The sequence below is a fragment of the Sphingomonas folli genome, from assembly GCF_019429525.1.
Lineage (GTDB): Bacteria > Pseudomonadota > Alphaproteobacteria > Sphingomonadales > Sphingomonadaceae > Sphingomonas > Sphingomonas folii.
On the sequence record NZ_JAHXZL010000003.1, the window covers coordinates 222,760 to 243,163 of the forward strand.

The window sequence follows — 20,404 nt, forward strand, 5'->3', positions numbered from 1 at the left end:
CCGTCGCCGAAGGTCTCGCGCTCGATCCGCCGCTCGTCCGTCGTCGGCTGTTCGACCAGACCACCGCGTCGCCGAGTCTCGACGGTCTCGTGCGCGCGTGACGCTGTCGCCGCGCGCCTGCCGCTCACGATCCGCTCGAGCGTCGTGAGCGGCCACGGAGGCTCGTCACCGTTCGGCGGATGACATGGACGACCGGCCGGGCTAACGGCGGTGCGTGTCGGCGGCCCGGCTCCTCCTGGCGCAACGCCCGTTCGCCGTGCTCCTGTGCGCGGCGGCATTGCTGCTCAAGCTGCTGGTACCGGCCGGCTACATGCTGGCCAGCGAGCATGGGCGGGTGGCGATCGTGATCTGTCCAGGCATGTCGTCCGCGCCGGCCGCGGCCGAGATGCCCGCGATGCACGGCGGCCGGGCCGGCCATGGCGACCGGGCGGATCACGGCAAAGCGGAGATGCCGTGCGCCTTCGCGGGACTGTCCAGCCTGGCGCTCGCCGCGGCCGACCCGATCCAGCTCGCCGCGCTGATCGCCTTCGTGGTCGCGGGTGGGCGCGCGGCCGACGTGGTCACCTCACCGCTGGAGGCCCACCACCTGCGGCCGCCGCTACGAGGGCCACCCGCCTCCTTCTGACCCGCCACCTGGTGTCGTCCGCGACGACGCCCTGTTGATATGCGCCCGGCCGCCGTCGCCGGGCGGGTCGAAGGTATTCCCATGTTCAGACAGTTCGAGATCGTGGGCGCTGCTGCGTCCTGCCTGCTCCTGGCCGCTCCGGCCGCGGCGCGTGTCGACGCGCGGAACGAGGACGCGACCACCACCGAGGGCGACGACGTCGTCGTCACCGCACAGAAGCGACCGCAGGACGTGCGCGACGTGCCGGCGAGCGTCAGCGTCCTGTCGGACCAGCTCCTCCAGCGCCTCGACGCGACCGACTTCTCGCGCATCGCCGACGCGGTCCCGGGGGTCGCGTACGCGACGACCGGCATCGGGAACGCGCAATATATCATCCGCGGCATCGGCGGGGTCGGCTTCGTCCAGTCGCCCACCACGGGCGTCTACCTCGACGAGACGCCGCTGCAGACGCGCGCGCTGCGCGGCTTCTCCCAGCCCGACCCGCAGCTCTTCGACGTGGCGCGCGTCGAGGTGCTGCGCGGCCCGCAGGGCGTGTTGTTCGGCTCGTCGGCGATGGGCGGGCTGGTCCGGATCGTCACGCGCCAGCCCGACGCGTCCGCCACGGCGGCACGCGTCGAGGTGGGCGTCGACACGGTCCGCGACGGCGGCACGGGCGGCGACGCGCGCGCGATGCTGAACGTGCCGCTCGTCGCCGGGACGCTCGCGCTGAGAGTGACCGGCAGCCTGACTCGACAGGCGGGCTGGATCGACGACCTGCGGCCGACCACGGGCGACCTGACCGCGAACCGGGGTACCGACCGGGTCAGGAAGGACGTCAACTGGACGCGGACGGCGATGCTCCGCGGCGCGCTGCGCTGGACCCCCGCGCCCGGCCTCGCGATCACGCCGAGCCTGATATGGCAGGACGGCTACAGCAACGCCGATCGCCCGCACAGCGACGTGACCTTCGGCAGGCGCGCGCGGGAGAAGGCGCGCTACGAGGACACGTTCGCGCGCGACGCGTTCGTGATCGGCTCGCTCCTCGTCGAGAAAAGCGTGGACGCGCTCGGCGGCTTCGACCTGACGGCCAACAGCTCCTATCTGGATCGCCGGTCACGTCTCTCGTTCGACGTCACCGCGTTCGACTCCCCGATCGTCGAGGCGATCGTCGGCCCGGGACCCGACGGCCGCCTGTTCCCGACGCCGCTGCGCGACACCGGCCGCACCAGGCAGTTCACGCAGGAGGTGCGCGTCGCGTCGAGCGGCGTCGGGCGGCTCGGCTACGTGGTCGGCGCGGTCTATCGCGACCTCGACCAGCGCTCCGGGCGGACGATCACCGTGTCGGACCTCTTCGGGATCGTGGCCCCGGCGCCGCTGGGCGCGAGCACGCCGCCGTTCATCCAGGACACCGCCGTCCATTTCGCCGAGGGCGAGCTGGCCGCCTTCGGCGACCTGACCTACGCGATCGCGCCGAGCGTCAGGCTGTCGGCCGGTGCGCGGGCGTTCCGTTACCGGCAGCGCGAGGCGAGCCGGCGCTACGGCATCGGCGGCGCGGTCGGGGGCGATCTCGCCTATGACTATGCCGAGCGCAACCGCGAGACCGGCGTGACGCCGCGCCTCTCGCTGAGCTACGCGCCGAGCGACGTGGCGACGGTGTACGCCAGCTATGCGCAGGGTTTCCGCACCGGCGGCGTCAACGCGCCGATCACCGACGACATCTGCTCGCCCGCGGAGCGTCGTGCCGCCGGCATCCCCGACGTGCCGCCGCCCTATGACAGCGACCGGACGGACAATCTGGAGCTCGGCGCCAAGACGAGTCTCTGGGGCGGTCGACTGCGCGTCGACGGTTCCGCCTTCGCGATCGACTGGAAAGATTACCAGCAAGCGTTCCAGGGCGCCTGCGGGATCAACGGCGCGACGACGATCTCCTTCACCGTCAACGCCGGCCGCGTGCGCAGCCGCGGCGGCGAGCTGGAGCTGACGGCCACGCCGCTCGACGGCCTCGAGCTCCACGCCGGCGGCGCGTTCACCGATGCCACCTACCGCAACGCGGTGCCGAACCTGCTCCTCCCGGCGGGTGCTCGCGTGCTGGACGTGCCGCGCTGGACGTGGAACGCGCGCGGCAGCTACGACGTCTCGCTCCCGCACGCGTGGCGCGGGAGCGTGACGGCGGCGGCGCGGCACGTCGGGCGTTCGAACAGCGGCTTCGGCGAGGGCGAGGTCCTCCCGCGCCCGGCGTACAGCCTGGTCGACGTGACCGTCGGCGTCCGCTCCGAGCGCGGCATCGGCGTGGACCTGTTCGTCACCAACCTGTTCGACGTCGTGCCGATCTTCGGCCAGGAGTTCACGGCCTCGCCGGGCAACACGAGCGCGACGAGCTATTTCTCCTATCTCGTCGGTCCGCCACGAACGATCGGCGTCCGCCTGTCATCGGGGTTCTGACTCGCCCGGTTCAACTCACGCGGTAGGGTGGCCGAGCCGACGGCAGTGCCTTTCGCGCCACCCGGTCAGGATCGCTGAAATATACATGTTCTCCGATCGGCACATGATCCGGTCAGGCCAGAGTATTGGCAGCGATGATTCCTCTAGACTCCTGTATCGCGACGTGCGCTACTCATGGCGTCCTTTAGCAAATCGGGGGCGGCGCCATGCCTGAGAAAACCTTCCTGGTCTCGCTCGACAGGAACGACGGCTCGGCCGCCCTCGCGATCGAGGGCGATACGACCGTCGGTGGAGCTGGTTTCAAAGCGGGCACTATCGCGTGCGCTCAGAGGCTGGCTGTCATGAACGCGCTGGAGGTCACCCACCTCAACATCTCCAGCGCCGCGAAGATGTTGGGGGTCGGTCGGACGACCCTGTACCGGCTCATGTGCGCATATGGTATACAGACGAAGCTAATGCAGCGCGAGAAAGCAGAAGGATTAACAAAGGTCAGTTACGTGGATGGGGAATGGTTCTTGACCGAAACGAGATGATCTTCCAGCTGGGGCCATCGGTGGATCAACCCTGGGGAGCGCCGCGCCTGGCCGAAGGCCTAGCGGGCACGGGAGAGCCAACATGCCCAGCGTCCTTCCGTCCGGCCGGTGAGGCACGTCGGAGAGATCTCGAGGACAGGACGTAGACGAGAGCGCCGGGGAACGATGTCGGGAGAGCTGAGGCGCTCGTGCCAGGCCAAGCGAAGTGCCCGTCTCATGGATCGCTCGTGTCAGCGGCCCGTTAGGTCTTGCTGACGGGCTTGAAGGAACGCGGCATGGCCGAGGTAGAGAAGAGTGACGGCAAGGTCCTCGTGGACGTGGAGAGGCCGAAGCCGTGCTGCATGACCCTGGAGGCCAGCGAGGCGATCGACCTGGCGCAGCAACTCATCGCCGTGGCGATCACCGTCGAGCCGCCGGCGGGTGCCGCCGCCAAACCGCCGACGACCAGGGAGATATGGTGAGGGCGATACCGTCCGAGACGATGAAAGCTCTTCGCCCGACCACACGACGCGGGTGACACCGACGGCGCGTGACCTGGTGAGCGACCGGGTACGCGCCATCGCCGAGGGGCTACGTGCCGCGGCGGGCCTCGCGAGGATGAGAGCGGGAACCGGCGAACCCGCTGATCGCGACGACGACACAGGCCGAGCGTTCATGGTCTTCGCGGCGGAATTGGCGATCGTCGCGGATCAGATGCAGGGCCGGATCCCGGTGAGCCCGGAGGGGGCGCTCTATCGCGGGCCCCGATCGGCCAACGAGGCGGTGATCAGCATCATCCGGTCGACGGATGGTCGCGGGGCCAGTGCGACCGACGTGTCCACCGCTGAAGCGGAAGGGAGAGATGCGGGCGGAAACTTGGCGCGTTCGGCCTGCGAGAACCCGTACGGGCATGACATCTTCGAGCTTCGGACCGCATGGTTCAACGGTTTCAGCGCGGGGCGGGTACGAAGCGCCCACGAGCGCGGTGAGGACTATTAGCTGCTCACGGATGGATCGGTGATCATAGACCGATGCGCGCCGCGAGACGCGGGAAGTGTCGGCGGCGGTTCAGGAGACCTTCTGCCAGGGGTCGATATCTGGCGACGACAGGCGGGCGAGATCCTGACGCACGAACCGGCTGAGGCTCTGAAACGACTTCCCACTGACGTATCCCGCGGCGAAGCGTGACGCCAAGATGGTGTCGGCGCTCTCCTCGACCACATGCGAGATGTCGCCGTGGCGCGGTGCCTGGGCAGGCTGGTCACCGGCACGGTCACGACCATCCGCTACCGCAGCGACATGGCTCTGCGACGCGGTCGGCGCCCGTAGCAGATAGACTCTGCGGCGGCTGTCTCGATGATCAGCGACGGCGCTCCGTCCCGGCCCTGCCGACCTACGCCACCCTCGCCGACGACGACAGAGCGAGGCTGAAGGGGCGGCCGATGCGGGAACGTGCTGTCGGCGAGCAGCCGTCCGTAAGCCGCTGCCAGGCCGAGATGCGACGCTCGCGCGCAGGAAGAGGAGGCCATCGCGGCATTGTGGAGCGAGGTCTGCTCACGCCCCAGAATGTAGTTGATGTCCATGCGCTCTGCTCCTCGAAGCGGGAGCGCTATGTCTCTCAGCCACGTGGTGCCCGGGCGGAAGACGCGGTAGACTGAAGGTGGCGCTTGTCCCGCTACATACAAGGGGGCCGCCCGAGCGGGCGTGATCGGACGGACATCGCCGGCCGCCCCGCTTCGTCCCCACCGCAGGCCTGACACAGGGCGAGCGCGAGAATGTTTCTGACGTGCCGGGCCCGCCGCATGTGGCCGCCCGTTCCACCGGCACACGCGTCACGCACCAAGGAGGTCGGTCATGGCCAACCAGCAAGATAGCTCAGGCAAACGAGATCACGCCGCCGATGACAAAGCCGGCAAAGGCATCATGTCCCGGGTGAACGCGCCGTCCGACCCGAGAACCCAGGACGCCGACAGCGCGTCCGAGGACCGTGAAGCGAAGCCGTCCGGCGACGCGGACCGCCATGACCCGGGTGAGATCCAGCCGAGCTGAACCGTGCTCCGGTGGGCGCCGAGGCCCAGGGCCGCGATGACAGATCTCGCGGCCCTGGCCTCCTGCTCGCGCGGGAGCGCCGGTCGAAGGAGCGTAAGAGGTGAGCTTTCGCGGGCTGGGCATGGTTCCCGCCCCGGCCATCCGACACCCGCCGACGGGTGAGCGTGTTCGGACCCCGCGCGCTCTCGGGACCGGCGAGGTGGCGCTCAGGCAAGTGACCCGAGCGGCCCGTGACCCATCATCTCGCGGTCACCCGGGCGAGAGCGCCGGAGAGCTCGTCGAGCGAGTATGGCTTCCTCAGCAGCTCGTAACCGCTGGAACCCTTCTCCGCGAGGATGTGGCTGTAGCCGCTGGTCAGCACGACGGGGAGAGCCGGGAAGAGCCGCGTGACCTCCTCGGCGAGCTCGATCCCCGATCGCCCCGGCATGACGACGTCGGTGAACACGACATCGAAGCGATCGGGTGCCACGCCCAGCTCGACCAGCGCGGCATCGGCGTCGCTGACCCAGAGCGATTGATGGCCGAGCTCCGCCAGCGCCTGGGTCGCGAACTCGCCGACGTCCTTGTTGTCCTCCACGATGAGGATGCAGGAGCCCGCCCTCAGATTGCGCGTCGGTGCCACCGACACCGCCGACCGCTGCGGGTCGGGCGCCGCCACCGGCAGGTAGAGGGTGAACACCGCTCCGGCGCCGACCTCGCTCGAGACCGCCACGTCTCCCGACGACTGTTTGGCAAAGCCGATCACCTGGCTGAGGCCCAGCCCCGTGCCGTGCCCCACGCCCTTGGTCGTGAAGAACGGCTCGAAGATCTGCCCGATCCGCTCGGCGGGTATGCCGCTCCCGGTATCCGTGATCGAGATGGCGACATGCGCCCCGTCGACGGGGGGATGCGCCCGGACGGCGGGTACCCGATCGACGAGCCGCACCGCGATGGTGAGCGTGCCCTCACTGTCCATGGCGTCGCGGCCGTTGACGGCCATGTTCACGATGGCGGTGTCGAACTGGCTCGGGTCCGCGAGCACGAGCGCCGGTTCGGCGAGCAGGTCGTACCGCGTCTCGATGCGCGAGCCGGTCAGGGTCCGTAGCATGTCCTGCAGCGCGTCGATGTGGTGGGAGGCGTCGATCACCTCGGGCTTGAGGGCCTGGCGTCTGGCAAAGGCGAGGAGCTGGCCGGTGAGCTTCGTCGCGCGGTCGGTCGTGTCGGCGATCGCGTCGATGTAGCGCGCCCGGCGCTCGTCGCTGATGTTGGGCCGGCGCAGCAGATCGACCGAGCCCCGGATGACCGTCAGGAGGTTGTTGAAATCGTGGGCGACGCCGCCGGTGAGTTGCCCGACCGCCTCGACCTTCTGCGATTGCCGAAGAGCTTCCTCGGTCTGGCGCAGCGTGTTCTCCGCGGCCCGCTTCTCGGTGATGTCACGACCGATCGCGAAGATCTCATCGTCGCGCGTGGCCGCGGCCCAGTCGATGAGGCGATAGGATCCGTCCTTGTGCCGCACCTTCTGCGAGAAGGACGAGAGGTCGCCCTGCTGCGCCGTGACCAGGGCTCCCTCGGTGGCACGCGATTCGTCGGGGTGACTGAGCGCGGTCGCCGCCGCGCCGACGAGCTCGTCCTCGTCGTAGCCCAGGATCGTCCCCCAGGCCGGGTTCACGCGACGATAGGTGCCGTCCGACGCCATGACGACCAGCAGGTCGGGCGACGCGGTCCACAACCGCTCCACCTCGCCGGCGAGGACGACGGCCTCGTCGCGCAGCGTGCGCTCCGTCCGGACGCGGTCGCTCTGGTCGAGCATGGCACCGATCATGCGCAGCGGACGCCCCTCATCGTCGCGGATCACGTAGCCGCGATCCCGCACGTCCGCGTAGCTTCCGTCAGCGCGACGGAAGCGATAATCGTCCGACCAGTCGATGTGGCCGTGATCGATCACCGCATGGATGCTGGTCGCGATGCGCTCGCGATCCTCGGGATGGATGTGATCGAGCCACCAGGCACCGCTCGGGTTCACCGTATCGAGCGAGTGGCCGAAGCAGGTGCGGATCGCCTCGTTCCACGTCACCTGATCCGCGACGAGGTCCCAGTCCCAGATCGGATCGTTGGTCGCGCGATTGGCGAAGCGCAGGCGCTGTTCCGTCTCGCGCAGCCGTCGCTCGGCCAGGCGCGCCTCGGTGACATCCTGTACCGTGCCCAGCAGCCGCAGCGCGCGGCCGTCGGCGAAAAAGGCCTGGCCCCGCGCGGCCACGAACCGCAGGCGCCCGTCCGCGATGCCGACGGTCCGGTACTCGGTCTCGAACACACCGTCGCCCTCGGGGTCGAGCGCGCTCGCGACCGCGGCGTCGGCTCCGGCGCGATCGTCGGGATGAAGCCCGCGAAGGAAAGCTCCCTCATACGTGACGTTCGCGTCCGGCGAGAGACCGAAGAGGGCGCGGCAGCCCTCGTCCCACGCGAGATCGCCCGACGTGAGATCATAGTCGAAGGTGCCGAGGCGTGCCGCGTGGGTCATCATCGCGGCGCGGCCGCGCGCGCTTTCCAGCGCCGCTTTGGTCTCGTGCTCGGCGGTGATGTCGCGCACCGCCTTGACGAAGCCGGCTGCCTCGGTGCCGCGGAGAGGCGTCATGGCGCCGTGCGCGAAGAAGCGGCTACCGTCCTTGCGCAGGTGCCAGCGCTCGTCCGAGGCGCGTCCCGCGGCACGCGCTCCGTTGAACTCGCGATCGGGGACGCCCGCGGCGCGATCTTCCGGGGTGAAGAATCGGTCGGCCGGTTGACCGATCATCTCCGCCTCGCTCCACCCGAAGATGCGCTCCGCGCCCTTGCTCCAGCTGGTCACGTTGCCATCGGCATCCATCGCGATGATGGCGTTGTCGATCGCCGAGTCCACGATGGCCTGGTAACGCTCCTCGAGCTTCTCCGAGCGGCGTCGGGCCTCGTCCAGGGCCAGCGCCTGGTCCCTGACCATGATCGCCTGGCGCGCCTCGATCAGGTCGACGACCTGGTCGGCCAGCAGCCTCAGCGCCTCGGCCTGCGGGGCGGTCAGTCCGCCGGGTCGCGGGCTGACATCGATCGCGCAGAGGCTGCCCAACGCGTCGCCGTTCGATGCCACGAGCGGCGCGCCGGCGTAGAAGCGGATGCAGGGCCCGCCGGTGACGAGCGCCATCCCCGCCGTGCGCGCGTCGGCGGAGAGATCCTCGATCTGGAACACGCCGCGCTGTTCGATCGCCAGCGCGCAGACCGACGTGTCCAACGCGGTCTGGCTGACGTCGACGCCGCGCTTGGCCTTGAACCATTGCCGATCCGCGTCGACCAGGCTGACCAGCGCGATCGGGACCTCGCAGACGGCCTGCACCAGCGACACGATGCGATCGAAGCGATCGTCGGCCGGGGTGTCGAGAATGTTGTAGCGGCGCAGCGCGGCCACCCTGTCGTCTGACGCAGACATCATCGCACATCCGGATGCTTATAGGCGAGCACACTCATCCCTTCATGAGATGCGCTCAGGGCTGAGCTGCCGCGGCCGCGAAGCGCGTGGACAGGGATCGCGGTTAGCATGAGTGAAGCGCCACCGTCCACGCGGATCACGCCACGGAAGGCGCTGGGACGAGGAGCCTGCGCGTGACATCGCCGTGCGCTGGGTCCAGCATCAGCACAGTTTCACCGGAGGTGATCTTGCCTGACCTGACCCACCCCGCCCCCAGGCCGCCGGGCCTCAGTTCCGTCCTCGCGCGCAACATCGAACGCATGCGGGAGAGGCGCGATCGGGACGCAGCCGAGGCCAGTTTGTCTGAGAGGTTGTCGGACCGGATCACGCGTTTCGCAGGCAGCATGACGTTCGTCATCGTGCACGCGGTGGCCTATGGGCTGTGGCTAGCGGTGAATCTTCGTGCGATACCGGGCGTCAGACCGTTCGACCCCAGTTTCGTGGTGCTGGCGATGGAGGCCAGCGTGGAAGCGATCTTCCTCTCCACGTTCGTGCTGATCAGCCAGAACAGGATGATGAGCGCCGCCGCCAGACAGTCGGACCTGGATCTCCAGATCAACCTCCTCGCCGAGCACGAGTTGACGCGGCTGGTGGCGCTCGTCGATGCCATGGCGAGGAAGATGGGCGTCGACGTAGTGTCACGCGACGAGCTGGCCGAGATCGAGGAGGACGTCTCCCCGGAGGCGGTGCTCGACGGCCTCGAAGGCGCTCAGGACAACTAAGGGACGGGCCCGGAAGCACTCGCGCGGAGGTGAAGCGACTTCCAAGCCTTACTCGATCACTTGGAGCCGAATTGCCCCGGCTTGGCACCCAGATGCTCCTTCGCGTGGGCACGCGCGGCATGGGCGCTGTGAAACACTTCGGCCTGCAAGGTCGATGTCACGATCGGATAGCTCTGCGAGTTGTATCTCACGTCGCGCACCGTGATGCGATAGCTACCATCCTCACCCTTGGCGATCAGAAATGGCTGCGGGATGATCCTCGACATCGTAGCTTCCTCCAGGGAGAGAACATCCCGCTGGTTCGCGGGATGAAGGGAACACGCCGGGCGGGGATGCCGCCCGGCGGTTCGGACTTACTCGGCCTGCAGGTTGATGGCCGAGGTCTTTCCCCTGCGATCGGTCTCGAGCTCGTACGAGATCCGCTGTTCCTTATCGAGCGTGCGCAGACCGGCCCGCTCCACCGCCGAGATGTGAACGAAGGCATCGTCGCCGCCACCTTCCGGCGCGATGAAGCCATAGCCCTTGTCGGCATTGAAGAATTTGACTGTTCCGGAGATCATGAGGACATCCTTATCCCATGTTGGACGGGCATACGCCACGATTGACGTATCCCGGCTTCGGTGAGGCTAGAAAGGGACAAGGAGCACGACCAGGTCGGCACATATATCCGTCGCATGCGACGTCAGCGTGACCGATATAGGGTCGAACCGCCGCGATGGGAAGGGGCGGGCATGAATGAGCGGGCTACCCCTCGCGCGCCGGTCGCCGCTCCGCCGCTCGAGAACGGTCCCTTCGACGTGCGCCGTGCCTGCCCGGACCTTGCACGACGAACGCGGACGCCCCAGCTATGCCGCGTTGCACAATCATGGCGCGTGCGACGAGCGCGTCGCCGACCGGTTGCTCCTCACTCCCAGCAAGGGGCGCCGTCATGAGCTCTATCTCCGACACGATTACCCGCCTTCGCGCCGTCGGCTCGACGGCGCTGCCTGCCGATGTCGCGGTCAGCCGCCTCACCGCGATGGGAGAGGTCGGCCGGAATCCGGGTGCGCTGCGGGCTTGGCTTCATGTCCCGCCCGAACTGCCCGCCGGGGCTCCGCTCGTCGTCGTCCTGCACGGATGTACGCAGACCGCCGCGGCCTACGACCACGGCTCGGGCTGGTCGGCGCTCGCCGACCGGTTCGGCTTCGCTCTGTTGTACCCGGAGCAGCGGCGCGCCAACAACCCGAACCTCTGCTTCAACTGGTTCTCGCCCGAGGACACACGCCGCGGCGGCGGAGAGGTGGAGTCGATCCGCGAGATGATCGTCGCCGCGGTCGACCGGCTGGGGCTCGACCCGGCGCGGGTCTTCGTCACCGGCCTCTCCGCGGGAGGGGCGATGACCTCCGCGCTTCTGGCGTGTCACCCCGAACTGTTCGCCGGCGGCGCGATCATCGCGGGACTGCCGTTCGGCGTCGCGCGGAACGTGCCGGAGGCGCTGGACCGGATGCGCGGTCGCGGGCACGATCGCGCCGGCCTTGGCGACAGCGTGCGCGCCGCCTCGGCTCACGCGGGCTCCTGGCCGGCGATCGCGGTCTGGCATGGCACCGCCGACGCGACCGTGGACAAGGTCAACGCCGCCCTGATCGTGGACCAGTGGCGCGGGATCCATCGCGTCGACGGAGACGAGGCCGTCGAGACGTCGGACGGCCTCGTCCGCCGCGTCTGGCATGACGAGGCCGGGCGTGCGGTGATACGGCACTATGAGGTCGCCGGCCTGGGGCATGGCACGCCGGTGGCGACCGCGGGTGACGAGGCCTGCGGCGTGCCTGGTCCACACATGCTCGATGCCGGCATTTCCTCCACCTATCGGATCGCCGCTGAGTGGGGCATCGCTCCCCCCGTCGCCCCTCCTCGACCGGCCGACGCGCCGATCGCTGCTATCGCGCCGCCGCGCTTCGACCCGGCGGCGACGATCAACGATGCGCTGCGCGCGGCGGGGCTGATCGGGCGGTGAGACTGCTCATCCGGCATCATACCGTCTATCGCTACGCCAAGCCCGTGCATTTCCTCGCGCATCGCCTGCTGCTCACGCCGCGGGCAGGTCACGACACCATGATCATCCGGTCGAGCCTGGAGCTCGATCCCGCCGCCGAGCTGATCTGGAGCGAGGACCCCGCCGGCAACGTCGCCGCGCTCGCCCTGATCCCGGGCGCCGCCGCGTCGCTGACCATCGTGGCGCGGCACGAGGTGCTGCATATCGCCGAACCTTATCCGATCTACCGGATCGAGCCCTCGGCGCACCGGCACCCGTTCGTCTATGCGTCGGGCGACCTCGCGCTGTTCGGCACCGGGCTGCTCAGCGACGGCGTCGAGGACGCGCCGGATCTGCGATCATGGCTCGCCGGATTTCGCGAGACCGCCCCCACCGACACGCTGATGCTGCTGAACGCGCTCAACGAGGCGGTCGGCGCGGGCATCGCCTATCGCACGCGCGACGAGGAAGGAACGCAGTCGCCGGCGCGCACGCTGGCGCTGCGCAGCGGATCGTGCCGCGACCTGGCAGCGCTGTTCCTCTGGGCGGCGCGGCGACTCGGCTTCGCGGCACGGGCGGTGTCCGGCTATCTGTTCGACCCCGGGGTCATGGCCGGTGACGTCGGCGCGACCCACGCGTGGTGCGACGTCTTCCTGCCGGGCGCCGGCTGGATCGCCTTCGATCCGACCCAACGGCGATCGGGCGGCAGCGGGCTGATCGCCACGGCGGTCGGTGTCACCAGCGAGGCGGTGCTGCCGGTGGTCGGTGGCTACCTGGGAGACGCAGCCGACTTCATGGGCATGGACGCGAGCGTCGTCGTCGAGGCCCTCGATACCGGCACCGATCGTCACGCGTGATGCGCGTGCTGGAGCGCCGATGGCAAAGCTTCGACCAGACGGTCACAGTGTAGCGAGGGACCTCTCGAGTGCGGTCCTTCGTGCGCCCGAGTTCTTGCGCTTCCTACCTGATCCGTGTGGCTCGCGCCGCTGCTTAGACCCTGGTGGAGACCCCTCGGCGCGCGATTCATTCGGTTGTTAGAGGCATGGTGCGAGCCGTTCGACGGCTACCACCTCTATCATCCTAGTCGGAAGCAGCCGTCGCCGGCGTTCCAGCTCGTCCTTGACGCGTTACGCGTCCGGACGCCGAGCAGGTAGGTGCGCCAACTTCCTCTCGAGCCGGTCGGTCACCCTCTATACTGGGCAGATCAGCTGTACGCCGCTATCTTCCTCGGCGAAGTGCAGCGTGAAGCCGTGAAGGTCAGCGATCCCCTTCACCAGCGCCAACCCCAGGCCGTTGCCGCGGGTGGCGCCAGCGCCTCGATACGCGCGCTGGGTCACGAGCGCCCGCTCGCCCACGGCGATCCCCGGTCCGTCGTCGCGTACCGTGACAATCGCGACCGTCTCGCGACGCTCGAGCTCGACCGAGACCCGCCCGCGCGCCGGACCGAATTTTATCGCATTGTCGATGAGGTTGGCGACGGCCTCCATCAGCAGGCTCGGATCCCCCCGCACCTGCGTGCTCGCGTGGACGAGGCAGACGAGCGTGATCCCTTGGTCCTCCGCCATGGGCCGGTGCAGGTCGCAGGCGTCCTCGAGCAGGTGCGCCAAGTCGACGGGCCCGAAACGGCTGCGGCACTCGTGGTCTTCCAGCTCGCGCAGCCGCAGCAGCGCGGCGACGACACCGAGCAGCGAATCGATCTCCGCGAGAGCGCGCTCGATCACCGCCTCGAACGCGCGCTGATCTCCTGCCTCGCGCAACCCACGCTCCAGACCGGCGCGCAGGCGGGTGAGCGGCGTTCGCAGCTGATGGGCGATGTCGTCGCCGATCCCGCGCACGTCGGCGACGAGCAGCTGGAGACGGTCCAGCATCGCGTTGACCTGCGCCCAGAGCAGGCTGACGCTGTCGCCGCGGCGGCCGACCGGGAGACGCTCGCGCAGGTCCCCCGCGACGATCCGCGCGGTCAGTCGTCGCACCGCGTCGACCTCGCGCGCCGCGCGTCGGCCGAGCATCAGCCCGACGCCGAGCGCGAGCAGCAGCCCCGGCACCAGCGCCAGCAGCAGCGAGCGCCACACCAATCGTAGCGCCTCCTCGGCGTCGTCGAGGTCGACGCCGGTGAGCAGCCGGGTGCCGTCGGGCATCGCGCACACCGACAGCCGGGCAACGTCGCTGGTCCGCCCCGGCAGCTCGGTCGGCGCGACCGCGGCGACGAACGAGCGCCCCGCGCCGCTCGCCGCGGGCAGGCGCGCGACGTTGCCCGCGATCAGCCGGCCGCGCGAGTCGAACAGCGCGAGGAACTGCTCGCGGTGGATGTCGCGGCTGAGCCGCTCACGCAGCTCCTCGGGCCGCTCCTCGGCCGGGGTCAGCGCGAAGAAGGTGCAGTCGTCCGCCAGCCCGTGCTCGATCGCGCGGCGGTGATTGTCGTTGGCGAAGCCCCAGAAGATCGCGGTGAGGACGAGCGACTGGAAGACCAGCATCGCCGCGAGCGCCCCGCCCCAGCGCCAGCCGGTCCGCGCGACCGGGTCAGCCCGGAGCATCGAAGACATAACCCTGGCCGCGCACGTTGCGGATCAGCGCGGCCTCGCCCTCGCCGTCGACCTTCCGGCGGAGCCGACCCATGTGGACGTCGACGACGTTGCTGTTGGGCTCGAACGTATAGCCCCACACGTCCTGCAGCAGCATCGAGCGGGTCACGATCCGCCCCTGCCGCCGCGCCAGATAGGCGAGCAGCTTGAGCTCGCGCGGCAGCAGCCCCAGCGGGCGCCCGGCGCGCGTGGCGGTGCCGCCGAGCAGATCGAGGTCGAGCGGGCCGACGATCAGCCGCGTGGCGCGCCCCTCCTCGGGGCGGCGCAGCAGCGCCTCGAGCCGCGCCACCAGCTCCACCAGCGCGAACGGCTTGGGCAGATAGTCGTCGCCGCCCGCGCGCAGTCCGCGCACGCGATCGTCGAGGCTGCCGAGCGCGCTCAGCACGAGCGCGGGGGTGCGGCGCCCCTCGGCGCGCAGCGCGGCGATGAGGTCGAGCCCGTCGCCGTCGGGGAGCTGACGGTCGACGATCATCGCGTCGACCGCCGCCTCGCTTAACGCCGCGCGCGCGTGCGCGAGCGAGGTGCGATGGACCCCGTCGTAACCGGCCGCGGCGAGTTCGAGCAGGATCTCGGTCGCCGTGCCGGCGTCGTCCTCGAGGAGCAGGATCCGCGTCACGCGTGCCGGTGTGCGTCCGAGCGCCGTGCTGAATCAACTGAATAGCAGTTCAGACTCTGAACCGGGATTTAGTCGACGCCGCCCGCGCCGGGCCGCTAGCAGGGCTACGAGGCGAAGGAACGGAGGTGATCGATGCGCCGTGTCGCGCCCGCAATGATGCGCTGGCTCGCCGTGCCCGCGCTGGCGTCCGCCGCGCCCGCGGCGGCACAGACGGTCGCCGCGCCGGCCCTGTCGCTCGACGCGCTCGCGCGCGACGTCGTCGCCAACAACCCCGAGCGGCAATATTACGAGCGCCAGATCGCGGCGGCACGGGTCGAGCAGCAGGCCGCGGGCCGCTGGGCCGATCCGGAGGCGGTGGTCGAGTTCGGCCAGCGTCGCGCGCAGGACGTGACCAGCGGCGCGCTCACCGGCGAGGGCGTCACCTACGCGGTGTCGGTGGTGCAGCCGATCGAGTTCGGCGGCCGCATCGCGCTGCGCCGCGCCATCGCCGAGCGCCAGTTGGGGCTGGCCGAGCTCGGGCTGCGCCAGTTCGACGCGACGCTGGCGGCGCGCGCGCGCTCGCTCGGCTACGGCCTGTTCGCCGCCGACGAGAAAGCGGCGGCGGCGCGCACCGTGGCGACGCGGATGCGCACGCTGGCGCGCGTGATCGTGTCGCGCGACCCGGCCGGGCCTTCCCCCGTGCTGGAGGCGACCGCGCTGGAAGCGGGCGCGGTCGGTGCCGAGCGTACCGCCGCCGGGGCCGACGCCGACGCCAACTCGATCCTGTACGAGCTCAACCAGCTGCGCGGCCAGCCCTTCGCCGCGCGGCTGCGGGTGGTGCGCCCCGACATGGGCCTGCCCGCGCTGCCCACCGGCACGACCTTGGCCGCGGCGGCGAGCGAGAACAATTTCGAGCTCCGCGCGCTCCGCGCCCAGCTGGAGCAGCAGGGCCTCCGCGTCGATCTCGCCCGCAGGGCGCGGGTGCCGGTGGTGAGCGTCGGCCCCTATTACGACCGCGCGCGCTCCGACATCCGCGAGACCAACTACGGCGTGCGGTTGTCGACCACGATCCCGCTGTGGAACCGTCAGGCCGGCGAGGTCGCCGCCGAGCAGGGGCGCCAGGCGCAGGCCAACGCCACCTTGGTCAGCGCCGAGCGGCGCGTCGCGCGCGACGTGTTCGACCAGGCGGCGCAATATGAGGCCAAGCGCGCGGCGCTCACCCGCTGGGACGAGGAGGCACCGCGCCGCTTCGCCGCCGCGGCCGCCGACGCCGACCGCAACTACCGCCTCGGCGCGATCCCGCTGGCGACCTACACGCAGATGCAACAGGCCTATGTCGACGCCACGACCGCGGTGCTCGACACGCGGCGCGAGGCGATCGAGGCGCTGCTCCAGCTGCGCGCACTCAACGGCGGCGACGTGCTGCCGCGATGAACCGGCTGCTCCGCTGGGTGACGCACCACCGCCTCGCGGTCGCACTGGTCGGCGCGATCGTCGCGGCGCTGGGCCTGTGGTCCTTCGCCAGCCTGCAGATCGACGCCATTCCTGACATCACCGGGGTGCAGGTACAGATCAACACCCAGGTGCCCGCGCTCGCCCCCGAGGAGATCGAGCGGCTGGTGACGCTGCCGGTCGAGCGCGCGATGGGGGGCCAGCCCGGACTGGAGCAGACCCGCTCGCTCACCAAGACCGGGCTCAGTCAGGTCACACTGCTGTACAAGGACGGGACCGACCAGCTGCGCGCGCGCCAGCTCGTCACCGAGCGGCTCGCCGCGGTGCGCGACCAATTGCCCGCGGGCAGCACGCCCCAGCTCGCGCCGATCACCACCGGACTCGGCGAGATCTATTATTACACGCTGGAGTGGCGCCGCCCGCCCTCCGGCATGTCGCCCCAGCAGCAGCTGATGGCGCTGTACGAGGCGCAGGAATATACCGTGCGCCCGATGCTGCGCTCGGTCGCGGGCGTCGCCGACGTCAACTCCAACGGCGGGCTGGAACTCCAGTTCGTGGTCGAGCCCGACCCGCGCCGGCTGACGCTCCACGACGTCACCGCCGCCGAACTGGCCGAGGCGGTCGGGCGCAACGTCGAGAACGCGGGCGGCGGCGTGGTCGGCCGCGGCGCGGAACGCTTCACCGTCCGGACCGACGCGCGCGTGATGGACGCGACGCAGATCGGCTCGATCCCGGTCAAATTCGCCGGCGGCGTGCTGCCGCTGCAGGTGCGCGACCTCGCCGACGTGGTGATCGGCGCGGCGCCGCGACAGGGCGCGGCGACGCAGAACGGGCGCGAGACCGTGCTCGGCACGGTGATGATGCTGGTCGGACAGAACAGCCGCCAGGTCGCGCTGCGGGTCGAGGACGCGCTGCCCGGCGTCCGCGCCGCGCTGCCCCGGGGCATGGTGATCGATCGCCAGTACAGCCGCGCCGACCTGGTCGATCGCACCATCCACACCGTCGAGCGCAACCTCGGCGAGGGCGCCCTGCTGGTCGCGCTGGTGCTGCTGGTGGTGATGGGCAATTGGCGCGCCGCGCTGATCGTCGCGCTGGTGATCCCGCTCGCCTTCCTGGTGACGGTCAGCGGAATGCACGCGATCGGCCTGTCGGGCAATCTGATGAGTCTCGGCGCGCTCGATTTCGGCCTGATCGTCGACGGCGCGATCGTCGTCGTCGAGAACAGCCTGCGCCTGCTCGCTGCGCGCCGTCGCGACAAGGGTGAGAATCTCACCGCGGAGGAGCGGCGCGAGACGGTGGCGCGCGCGGCGCGGATGGTGGCGCGGCCGACCTGTTTCGGCATCGCGATCATCGCGCTGGTCTACGTGCCCGTGCTCAGCCTCGGCGGGGTCGAGGGCAAGCTCTTCCAGCCGATGGCGCAGGCGGTGATGCTGGCGATCGTCGCCGGTCTGGTCTGGACCTTCACGATCGTGCCGGCGCTGTCCGCCTGGCTGCTGCGCGCGCCCGCGGGCGACCACGGCGACGCCGCCGCGACCGGGGTGATCGGTTACGCCCAGCGCGGCTACGCCCCGCTGCTCGAGCGCGCGCTGGCGCACCCGCTGCCGCTGGTGCTCGCCGCGCTGGCGCTGCTCGGCGGCACCGCACTGGCGTTCCGCTCGCTCGGCTCGCAGTTCACCCCGCAGCTCGACGAGGGCGCGATCACCGCGATGGTGTACCGCCCCGTCGGCCTGTCACTCGAACGGAGCCTCGCGATCGAGCGCCGCACCGAGCTGGCGATCCGCCGCGCCTTCCCGCAGGTGACCCACACCTTCTCGCGCATCGGCACCAGCGAGGTGGCGACCGACCCGATGCCGCCCAACGAGAACGACCTCTACGTCTTCTATGCGCCCGAGAGGGACTGGCCGCAGGGCGACGGCCGGCCGCGCACCAAGCAGGAGCTGATCGCCGGGATCGAGCGGGTCGCGCGGCGCGTGTATGCCGGGCAGAATTTCGAGTTCGCCCAGCCGATCGAGATGCGCTTCAACGAGATGCTCGAGGGCGTGCGCGCCGACGTGTCGGTCAAATTCTACGGCGACGACTATGACGTGCTCGAGCGCGCCGCCGCCCGGGCCAAGGCGATCCTGGAGCGGCTGCCGGGCACGGAGGGCGTCGGGTTCGAGACCGCCGGGCGGCCCAGGACGATCGTGGTGGAGCTGGACCGCGCCGCGCTGCTGCGGCTCGGGCTCGGCACGCAGGAGGTCAACCGCGCGATCACCGACGCGATCGCGGGCGCCGAGGTCGGCTTCATCCCGCACGACGCGGCGCGCCACGCGATCGTGATCCGCATGAACGAGGCGCTGCGCGCCGACCCGGCCGCGATCCTGGCGCTGCCGCTGCGCGTCGGCGACCATGGCCTGGTGCCGCTGTCGCGCGTGGCGCGACTGCGCCAGACCCGCATGGTCGAGCCGATCCTGCACGACGACGGCAACCGCCGCGCCGCGCTGATGGTCAATCTCTCCACCAGCGACCTCGAGGGCTATGTCACGCGCGCACGCGCCGCGATCGACGGCAAGGTGGGGCTGCCGCCAGACTATCGCGTCGAGTTCGGCGGGCAATATCACCAGCTCGAGGCGGCGCGACGACGATTGGCGATCGTGGTGCCCGCCGCGCTCGTGCTGATCTTCGCCTTGGTCTATGCCGCGCTCGGCAGCGTGCGCGAGGCGGCGATCGTCTATACCGGCATCCCGTTCGCGGTGACCGGCGGGGTGCTGGCGCTGTGGCTGCGCGGCATGCCCTTCTCGATCACCGCCGCGATCGGCTTCATCGCGCTGTCCGGGATCGCGATGCTCAACGGACTGGTGCTGATCGACCATATCAACGCGCTGCGCGACGGTCGCGAGGGCGAGCCGGTCGACGTCGAGGAAGCGGTTCGACGCGGCGCGCGCGACCGGCTGCGCCCGGTGCTCTCCACCGCGCTGGTCGCCTCGATCGGCTTCGTCCCGATGGCGATCGCCACCGGCGCGGGCGCCGAGGTGCAGCGTCCGCTCGCGACCGTGGTGATCGGCGGCATCGTCACCTCGACGATCCTGACACTGCTTCTCCTTCCGAGCCTGTACACCTGGGTCGAGCGCCGCGCGAGGCGCGCCGAGGGGGAGAGCCGATGAACGACCTGAGCGAACACCATCTCGTCCACCGCGTCGGCTGGCTACGCGCCGCGGTACTCGGCGCCAACGACGGGATCATCTCGGTGTCGAGCCTGATCGTCGGCGTCGCCGCGGCGCCGGGTGCCAGCGCGGCGGGCGTGCTGATCGCCGGCACCGCGGCGCTCGCCGGGGGCGCCCTGTCGATGGCGGCGGGCGAATATGTCTCGGTCAGCTCGCAGGCCGATACGGAGCGCGCCGACCTCGCCCGCGAGGCCGCGGAGCTGGCGCGGGCGCCCGCCGCCGAGACGGCCGAGCTCGCCGCCATCTACGTGCAACGCGGGGTCATGCCGGAACTGGCGCGACAGGTGGCGGAGCAGATGATGGCGCATGACGCGCTCGCGGCACACCGCCGCGACGAGCTCGGCCTCGCCGACGAGGGCGGGTCGCGCCCGGGCCAGGCGGCATTGTTCTCGGCCTTCGCCTTCACCGCGGGCGCGGTCGCGCCGGTGCTGGTGGCCGCCCTGGTCGCGCGCGAGCGGGTCACGCTGGCGGTCCCGCTCGTCGCGCTGCTCCTGCTCGCGGTGCTGGGCGCGATCGGCGCGATTGCCGGGGGCGCCTCGATCGCGCGCGGGGTCGCGCGGGTCGCCCTGCTCGGCGCGCTGGCGATGGGGGTCACCGCCGCGATCGGCGGTGTGATGCCGGGAGGCGGCGCCTGAGCTATGCGCCGGGTCGCGGCGGGTCGCCGGGGCCGGGACGCGGCCGCGGCGTCGCGCGAGGGGCCGCCGCGCCGCGCGCGCACGCTGATGGGGCTCGCCGACGCGCCGGCGGTGAGAGGCCGCGCGGC

General features: G+C 70.5%; 19 protein-coding genes. 12 read left to right on the forward strand and 7 right to left on the reverse strand.

Annotated elements, in window-relative coordinates; translation table 11 throughout:
• The first annotated feature begins 214 nt into the window (after nt 1-214).
• From KZ813_RS06050 to KZ813_RS06070, 5 genes are all read left to right on the forward strand, one after another.
• Nucleotides 215-625 carry a DUF2946 family protein gene (locus KZ813_RS06050; RefSeq protein ID WP_308461796.1) on the forward strand — a complete coding sequence of 137 codons (411 nt, stop codon included), beginning with the start codon at nt 215-217 and terminating at the stop codon, nt 623-625.
• An 81-nt stretch (nt 626-706) separates the two neighbouring features.
• The gene (locus tag KZ813_RS06055) at nt 707-3,046 is read left to right on the forward strand and encodes a TonB-dependent receptor (protein ID WP_219754068.1); all 2,340 of its coding nucleotides are present in this window, start codon (nt 707-709) and stop codon (nt 3,044-3,046) included.
• 206 nt (nt 3,047-3,252) lie between these two features.
• Nucleotides 3,253-3,579, forward strand: a complete 327-nt coding sequence (locus KZ813_RS06060) for a helix-turn-helix domain-containing protein (RefSeq protein ID WP_219754069.1) — start codon at nt 3,253-3,255, stop codon at nt 3,577-3,579.
• A 275-nt stretch (nt 3,580-3,854) separates the two neighbouring features.
• Entirely contained in the window at nt 3,855-4,040 is a 186-nt protein-coding gene (locus KZ813_RS06065) for a hypothetical protein (RefSeq protein ID WP_219754070.1), read from the forward strand.
• 76 nt (nt 4,041-4,116) lie between these two features.
• Nucleotides 4,117-4,557, forward strand: a complete 441-nt coding sequence (locus tag KZ813_RS06070; RefSeq protein ID WP_219754071.1) for a hypothetical protein — start codon at nt 4,117-4,119, stop codon at nt 4,555-4,557.
• A gap of 69 nt (nt 4,558-4,626) precedes the next feature.
• Here the strand turns inward: KZ813_RS06070 and KZ813_RS06075 are convergent, their stop codons facing one another.
• Together KZ813_RS06075 and KZ813_RS06080 are read right to left on the reverse strand one after the other, a co-directional pair.
• Nucleotides 4,627-4,779 carry a hypothetical protein gene (locus tag KZ813_RS06075; RefSeq protein WP_219754072.1) on the reverse strand — a complete coding sequence of 51 codons (153 nt, stop codon included), beginning with the start codon at nt 4,777-4,779 and terminating at the stop codon, nt 4,627-4,629.
• A gap of 65 nt (nt 4,780-4,844) precedes the next feature.
• Nucleotides 4,845-5,141, reverse strand: coding sequence for a hypothetical protein (locus KZ813_RS06080; RefSeq protein WP_219754073.1), 297 nt, complete (start codon nt 5,139-5,141; stop codon nt 4,845-4,847).
• A 271-nt stretch (nt 5,142-5,412) separates the two neighbouring features.
• On the opposite strand from KZ813_RS06080, the gene KZ813_RS06085 reads away from it, so the two are divergent.
• Nucleotides 5,413-5,607, forward strand: a complete 195-nt coding sequence (locus tag KZ813_RS06085) for a hypothetical protein (protein ID WP_219754074.1) — start codon at nt 5,413-5,415, stop codon at nt 5,605-5,607.
• Nucleotides 5,608-5,845: 238 nt separating this feature from the next.
• On the opposite strand, the gene KZ813_RS06090 is transcribed toward KZ813_RS06085, so the two are convergent.
• A complete protein-coding gene (locus KZ813_RS06090; RefSeq protein ID WP_308461797.1) occupies nt 5,846-9,040 on the reverse strand; it encodes a PAS domain S-box protein in 3,195 nt (1,064 codons plus the stop codon).
• Between the two features lie 224 nt (nt 9,041-9,264).
• On the opposite strand from KZ813_RS06090, the gene KZ813_RS06095 reads away from it, so the two are divergent.
• Nucleotides 9,265-9,798, forward strand: coding sequence for a DUF1003 domain-containing protein (locus KZ813_RS06095; protein WP_258046454.1), 534 nt, complete (start codon nt 9,265-9,267; stop codon nt 9,796-9,798).
• Nucleotides 9,799-9,854: 56 nt separating this feature from the next.
• On the opposite strand, the gene KZ813_RS06100 is transcribed toward KZ813_RS06095, so the two are convergent.
• Complete coding sequence (locus tag KZ813_RS06100; RefSeq protein WP_219754076.1) at nt 9,855-10,064, reverse strand: hypothetical protein; 210 nt, start codon at nt 10,062-10,064, stop codon at nt 9,855-9,857.
• An 87-nt stretch (nt 10,065-10,151) separates the two neighbouring features.
• A complete protein-coding gene (locus KZ813_RS06105; protein WP_219754077.1) occupies nt 10,152-10,358 on the reverse strand; it encodes a cold-shock protein in 207 nt (68 codons plus the stop codon).
• Nucleotides 10,359-10,663: 305 nt separating this feature from the next.
• Between KZ813_RS06105 and KZ813_RS06110 the strand changes: the two genes are divergently transcribed.
• Both KZ813_RS06110 and KZ813_RS06115 read left to right on the forward strand, forming a co-directional pair.
• Nucleotides 10,664-11,791: an extracellular catalytic domain type 1 short-chain-length polyhydroxyalkanoate depolymerase gene (locus tag KZ813_RS06110; protein WP_258046455.1), complete on the forward strand. Its 1,128-nt coding sequence runs from the start codon at nt 10,664-10,666 to the stop codon at nt 11,789-11,791.
• The gene (locus KZ813_RS06115) at nt 11,788-12,666 is read left to right on the forward strand and encodes a transglutaminase family protein (RefSeq protein ID WP_219754078.1); all 879 of its coding nucleotides are present in this window, start codon (nt 11,788-11,790) and stop codon (nt 12,664-12,666) included. The genes KZ813_RS06110 and KZ813_RS06115 overlap by 4 nt, the downstream gene beginning before the upstream one ends.
• Nucleotides 12,667-12,999: 333 nt before the next feature.
• Here KZ813_RS06115 and KZ813_RS06120 read toward each other — a convergent pair whose 3' ends face one another.
• Together KZ813_RS06120 and KZ813_RS06125 are read right to left on the reverse strand one after the other, a co-directional pair.
• Nucleotides 13,000-14,343, reverse strand: coding sequence for a sensor histidine kinase (locus KZ813_RS06120; protein ID WP_258046456.1), 1,344 nt, complete (start codon nt 14,341-14,343; stop codon nt 13,000-13,002).
• On the reverse strand, nt 14,330-15,007 hold the full coding sequence (locus KZ813_RS06125) for a response regulator transcription factor (protein ID WP_219754080.1): 678 nt from the start codon (nt 15,005-15,007) through the stop codon (nt 14,330-14,332). The genes KZ813_RS06120 and KZ813_RS06125 overlap by 14 nt, the downstream gene beginning before the upstream one ends.
• A 132-nt stretch (nt 15,008-15,139) precedes the next feature.
• Here KZ813_RS06125 and KZ813_RS06130 point away from each other — a divergent pair, with 132 nt between their 5' ends.
• The 3 genes from KZ813_RS06130 to KZ813_RS06140 are packed head-to-tail and all read left to right on the forward strand — an operon-like array spanning nt 15,140 to nt 20,276.
• Complete coding sequence (locus tag KZ813_RS06130) at nt 15,140-16,420, forward strand: TolC family protein (RefSeq protein ID WP_258046457.1); 1,281 nt, start codon at nt 15,140-15,142, stop codon at nt 16,418-16,420.
• Nucleotides 16,417-19,581 carry an efflux RND transporter permease subunit gene (locus KZ813_RS06135; RefSeq protein WP_219754081.1) on the forward strand — a complete coding sequence of 1,055 codons (3,165 nt, stop codon included), beginning with the start codon at nt 16,417-16,419 and terminating at the stop codon, nt 19,579-19,581. Before KZ813_RS06130 ends, KZ813_RS06135 begins: the two co-directional genes overlap by 4 nt.
• Complete coding sequence (locus tag KZ813_RS06140; RefSeq protein ID WP_219754082.1) at nt 19,578-20,276, forward strand: VIT1/CCC1 transporter family protein; 699 nt, start codon at nt 19,578-19,580, stop codon at nt 20,274-20,276. Before KZ813_RS06135 ends, KZ813_RS06140 begins: the two co-directional genes overlap by 4 nt.
• Nucleotides 20,277-20,404 lie beyond the last annotated feature (128 nt).

Excerpts from the sequence above, each read along its gene's own strand:
- KZ813_RS06055 (WP_219754068.1), top strand. The coding sequence starts at position 707 with ATGTTCAGACAGTTCGAGATCGTGGGCGCTGCTGCGTCCTGCCTGCTC.
- KZ813_RS06060 (WP_219754069.1), top strand. The coding sequence starts at position 3,253 with ATGCCTGAGAAAACCTTCCTGGTCTCGCTCGACAGGAACGACGGCTCG.
- KZ813_RS06065 (WP_219754070.1), top strand. The coding sequence starts at position 3,855 with ATGGCCGAGGTAGAGAAGAGTGACGGCAAGGTCCTCGTGGACGTGGAG.
- KZ813_RS06080 (WP_219754073.1), bottom strand. The coding sequence starts at position 5,141 with ATGGACATCAACTACATTCTGGGGCGTGAGCAGACCTCGCTCCACAAT.
- KZ813_RS06085 (WP_219754074.1), top strand. The coding sequence starts at position 5,413 with ATGGCCAACCAGCAAGATAGCTCAGGCAAACGAGATCACGCCGCCGAT.
- KZ813_RS06090 (WP_308461797.1), bottom strand. The coding sequence starts at position 9,040 with ATGATGTCTGCGTCAGACGACAGGGTGGCCGCGCTGCGCCGCTACAAC.
- KZ813_RS06100 (WP_219754076.1), bottom strand. The coding sequence starts at position 10,064 with ATGTCGAGGATCATCCCGCAGCCATTTCTGATCGCCAAGGGTGAGGAT.
- KZ813_RS06105 (WP_219754077.1), bottom strand. The coding sequence starts at position 10,358 with ATGATCTCCGGAACAGTCAAATTCTTCAATGCCGACAAGGGCTATGGC.
- KZ813_RS06110 (WP_258046455.1), top strand. The coding sequence starts at position 10,664 with ATGGCGCGTGCGACGAGCGCGTCGCCGACCGGTTGCTCCTCACTCCCA.
- KZ813_RS06120 (WP_258046456.1), bottom strand. The coding sequence starts at position 14,343 with ATGCTCCGGGCTGACCCGGTCGCGCGGACCGGCTGGCGCTGGGGCGGG.
- KZ813_RS06130 (WP_258046457.1), top strand. The coding sequence starts at position 15,140 with ATGCGCCGTGTCGCGCCCGCAATGATGCGCTGGCTCGCCGTGCCCGCG.
- KZ813_RS06135 (WP_219754081.1), top strand. The coding sequence starts at position 16,417 with ATGAACCGGCTGCTCCGCTGGGTGACGCACCACCGCCTCGCGGTCGCA.
- KZ813_RS06140 (WP_219754082.1), top strand. The coding sequence starts at position 19,578 with ATGAACGACCTGAGCGAACACCATCTCGTCCACCGCGTCGGCTGGCTA.